Below are 3,751 nucleotides of genomic sequence, written 5' to 3'. Positions count from 1 at the left end.
CCCGCGCCTCGCGGGGTACGTAGATCGCCGCCCGCCCCCCCCCCGGCGGACCTCGCCTCTGTTGGGGGGGCTCGCGCCGCTCGGGGTACCCCCCCACCCGCGCGCCAGGACTATCCAGTTCCGCGGGCCCGGGAAGGACCCTGATGAGTGTGACCACCGACGAGACCGTGCTGCGGTCCGAGACGTCCGGGCCCGCCCCCGAGAAGGGGCCGCAGAGCCGCGGCTTCTTCGCCGCGGGCCGCTACATCCCGTACACGATGATCCTGCCGGCGGCCGCCGCCCTGGTGGGCGCTCTGGCGTATCCGCTGTTTAAGCTGTTCGACCTGGCGTTCCAGAACATCAACCGGTACTCGTACCTGGTCAACCCGGCGCTGGCGAAGTACATCGGCTTCGACGGCTTCACCAAGGTGTTCGGCGACGGGCAGTTCTGGGAGGTCGTGCTCCGCTCCGTGTACTTCACGGTGGAGCTGGTCGTGCTGTCGATGGTGCTGGGCATGCTCTTCGCCCTGCTGCTCAACCGGGTCTCCGGCTGGGTGAAGGTCACCTGCATCACCGTGATGATGTTCGTCTGGGCCATCCCCGCCCTGGTCACCGGCACCGTCTTCCGCTGGCTCTTCTCCTCCAACGGCGGCGTGGTCGACTACATCGGCTACCTGTTCACCGGGGACGAGAAGACCAAGCACTACGACTGGTTCGCCGACCCCACGGTCGGCCTCTACGTGGTCGGCGCGGCCGTGATCATCTGGGGCGCGCTGCCCTTCCTGGTGCTCGGCCTGAACGCCGCCCTCACCCAGGTGCCCAAGGAGCTGATGGAGGCCGCCACGCTGGACGGCGCCAACGTCTTCCAGTCCTTCCGGCACGTGGTCGTCCCGGTCATCAAGCCGTTCCTGATGATCAGCGCCGCGCTGAGCTTCATCTGGGACTTCCAGGTCTTCGCGCAGATCTTCTCGCTGCGCAACACCTCGCCGGAGCCCGGCTACTGGACGATCGGCACCTACCTCTACGAGAAGGGCATCGTCGCCTCGCACTACAGCGACAGCTCGGTGATCTCGATCGTCATGATCCTCCTCATGCTGGCGGTGCTGGTCTTCTACATCCGCCAGATGCTCAAGATCGGAGCCCAGGACCGATGACGACCACCCTCGACGCCCCGGCGGGGACCGCCGCCCTGCCGAAGGTCAAGGCCAAGGCCCGGGTCACCGGCCGCAGCCGCGGCATGACGTGGTTCTGGAACGTCCTCGGCCTCGGCTTCGCCGTGGTGATGGGCTTCCCGATCTACTGGATGATCATCACCACGTTCAAGACGAACAAGGACCTGATCGCCAAGGACCCGACCTTCTGGCCCAGCTCCTTCTCGTTCGACAGCTACTCGACGATCTTCGACGACAAGGACTTCCTGCCGGCCCTGCAGAACACCGTGATCATCACGGTCGGCGCGGTGCTGCTCGGCCTGGTGGTGGGCTTCCTCGCCGCCATCGCGGTGGCCCGGTTCAACTTCCGCGGCCGCAGCTTCTTCATCGTCACCATGCTGGTCGTCCAGATGGTGCCGCTGCTGGCGATCATCGTCCCGCTCTTCGTGGTGATGAACAACGCCGGGATGACCGGCGTGCTGTTCGGCGTGATGCTCGCGTACCTGGTCTTCACCGTGCCGTACGTGATCTGGACGCTGCGCTCCTTCATCGTCAACATCCCGGCCGAGCTCGACGAGGCCGCCATGGTCGACGGCTGCACCCAGTGGGGCGCCTTCTTCCGCGTGATCCTGCCGCTCACCCTGCCCGGCCTGGTCACCACCGGCGTCTACAGCTGGATCCAGGCGTGGAACGAGTTCATCGTCGCCAACGTGCTGCTCTCCACGGGCGGCCAGAAGACCTCGATGATCTGGCTCACCTTCTACGCCACCACGCCCACCCGCGGCGCGGACTACGGCTCCCAGATGGCCGGCGCCCTGATGGTGTCGCTGCCCGTGGTCCTGCTCTTCGTGATCTTCCAGAAGAAGGTGTCGGCGGGTCTCACCGCCGGTGCGGTCAAGGGCTAGCCCTTCCTCACCCCCGCACCACCGGCACACCCCACACCCCAGGGAAGGAACCATGGCGATTCCCGGTACGGAAAGCCTCGAACTGCTGACGGACGCCGGCGCGGTGCTGCAGCCGGGATTCGTCGGGCTGAGCGCCCCCGACTGGCTGCGCCGCAGACTGGGCTCGGGCGAGCTGGGCGGCGTCGCCCTGTTCGGCCGCAACATCCGTACCCCGCAGCAGGTCGCCGCGCTGACCGCGGAGATGTACGCGCTCAACCCGGACCTGCTGGTCGCCACCGACGAGGAGGGCGGCGACGTCACCCGGCTGGAGGTGACCAGCGGCTCGTCCTACCCGGGCAACCACGCGCTGGGCGAGGTCGACGACACCGACCTCACCCGGCGGGTGGCCCGCTCGATCGGCCTCGACCTCGCCTCGGTCGGCATCAACCTGGACTACGCGCCGGACGCCGACGTCAACTCCAACCCGGACAACCCGGTGATCGGCGTGCGTTCGTTCGGCGCCGACGGCGACCTCGCCGCCCGGCACACCGCGGCCTACGTCCGCGGCCTCCAGTCGGCCGGCGTCGCCGCCTGCGCCAAGCACTTCCCCGGCCACGGCGACACCTCCGGCGACTCGCACCTCGGGCTGCCCCGGATCGACCTCTCCCCCGAGCAGGTCCAGGAGCACCTGAAGCCGTTCCGGGCCGCCATCGCCGCCGACGTCAAGGCGATCATGACGGCGCACATCCTGTTCCCCGCGTACGACGGGGCGCTGCCGGCCACCATGTCGCGGGAGATCCTCACCGGCCTGCTCCGCGAGGAGCTCGGCTACCGCGGGCTGATCGTCACCGACGGCATCGAGATGGGCGCCATCTCCGGCACCCACGGCGTGGCGGCCGGCTCCGTCCGGGCGATCGCCGCCGGCGCCGACACCATCTGCGTCGGCGGCGGCCTGGACGACGAGGCAGCCTTCCTCTACCTGCGCGACGCGCTGGTCTGGGCGGTCCGCGAGGGCCGGCTGCCGGCCGAGCGGCTGCACGAGGCCGCCGAGCGCAACCGCGCGGTGGCCCGCTGGTCCGCCGCCGAGCGCCGCGCCCAGGCCGGCGCCCACGGCGAGGTCGGCATCGGCCTGGCGGCGGCCCGCCGGGCGCTGCGGATCCACGGCGAGCTGCGGCCGCTGCAGGGCGTCCCGCACGTGGTGGAGTTCGCCCCGGGCGCCAACATCGCGGTCGGCGACCAGACCCCCTGGGGGGTGTCGGGCCCGCTGACCGAGCTGGTCCCCGGCACCACCCACAGCCGGATCGGCGCGCCCGCGACCCGGATGGAGGGCTCCGGCCTGCTGCACGTCGCGGTCGCCGCGGACGGCGCCGACGTCGACGTGGCCCCGGTGCTCGGTGCCGCGGTCAACCGGCCGCTGGTGGTCGTGGTGCGCGACGTGCACCGCCACCCGTGGATGCAGCGCGCCGCGCTGGCGCTGGTCACCGCCCGCCCGGACGCCGCGGTGGTGGAGATCGGCACCGCCCACGGGCTGGCCGACACCTTCGGTGCGCGCGGGGTGACCGTGCTCGCCACCCACGGCGGTGCGCGGGTCTGCGGTGTGGCCGCCGCGGAGGCGCTCGCCGGTCTCGTGCTGGGCGCCGCACCGGCCTGAGACGGCCACTGGACGCGCGCGGGGGGGGGGGGGGGGGGCCCGGCCCCCCGGGGGGGCGGCGGGCCGCCCCGCGCGCGGCGCGGCGG

General features: G+C 71.2%; 3 protein-coding genes. All 3 read left to right on the top strand.

All coding sequences use genetic code 11. The features are described 5' to 3' along the window. Positions 1-143: 143 nt before the first annotated feature. The 3 genes from ACFV0G_RS37040 to ACFV0G_RS37030 are packed head-to-tail and all read left to right on the top strand — an operon-like array spanning position 144 to position 3,665. On the top strand, positions 144-1,133 hold the full coding sequence (locus ACFV0G_RS37040; RefSeq protein ID WP_380557485.1) for a carbohydrate ABC transporter permease: 990 nt from the start codon (positions 144-146) through the stop codon (positions 1,131-1,133). Beyond that, positions 1,130-2,035, top strand: coding sequence for a carbohydrate ABC transporter permease (locus ACFV0G_RS37035; RefSeq protein WP_380557482.1), 906 nt, complete (start codon positions 1,130-1,132; stop codon positions 2,033-2,035). The genes ACFV0G_RS37040 and ACFV0G_RS37035 overlap by 4 nt, the downstream gene beginning before the upstream one ends. Positions 2,036-2,087: 52 nt before the next feature. Beyond that, positions 2,088-3,665 (top strand): glycoside hydrolase family 3 protein, encoded by a 1,578-nt coding sequence (locus ACFV0G_RS37030; protein WP_380557479.1) that lies wholly within the window; start codon positions 2,088-2,090, stop codon positions 3,663-3,665. Positions 3,666-3,751 lie beyond the last annotated feature (86 nt).

This window comes from Kitasatospora sp. NPDC059571 (assembly GCF_042735675.1).
Classification (GTDB): Bacteria; Actinomycetota; Actinomycetes; order Streptomycetales; family Streptomycetaceae; genus Kitasatospora.
Note: the sequence above shows the minus strand (reverse complement) of the source record. Positions and strands in the feature narration are given on the sequence as shown.

Excerpts from the sequence above, each read along its gene's own strand:
- ACFV0G_RS37040 (WP_380557485.1), top strand. The coding sequence starts at position 144 with ATGAGTGTGACCACCGACGAGACCGTGCTGCGGTCCGAGACGTCCGGG.
- ACFV0G_RS37035 (WP_380557482.1), top strand. The coding sequence starts at position 1,130 with ATGACGACCACCCTCGACGCCCCGGCGGGGACCGCCGCCCTGCCGAAG.
- ACFV0G_RS37030 (WP_380557479.1), top strand. The coding sequence starts at position 2,088 with ATGGCGATTCCCGGTACGGAAAGCCTCGAACTGCTGACGGACGCCGGC.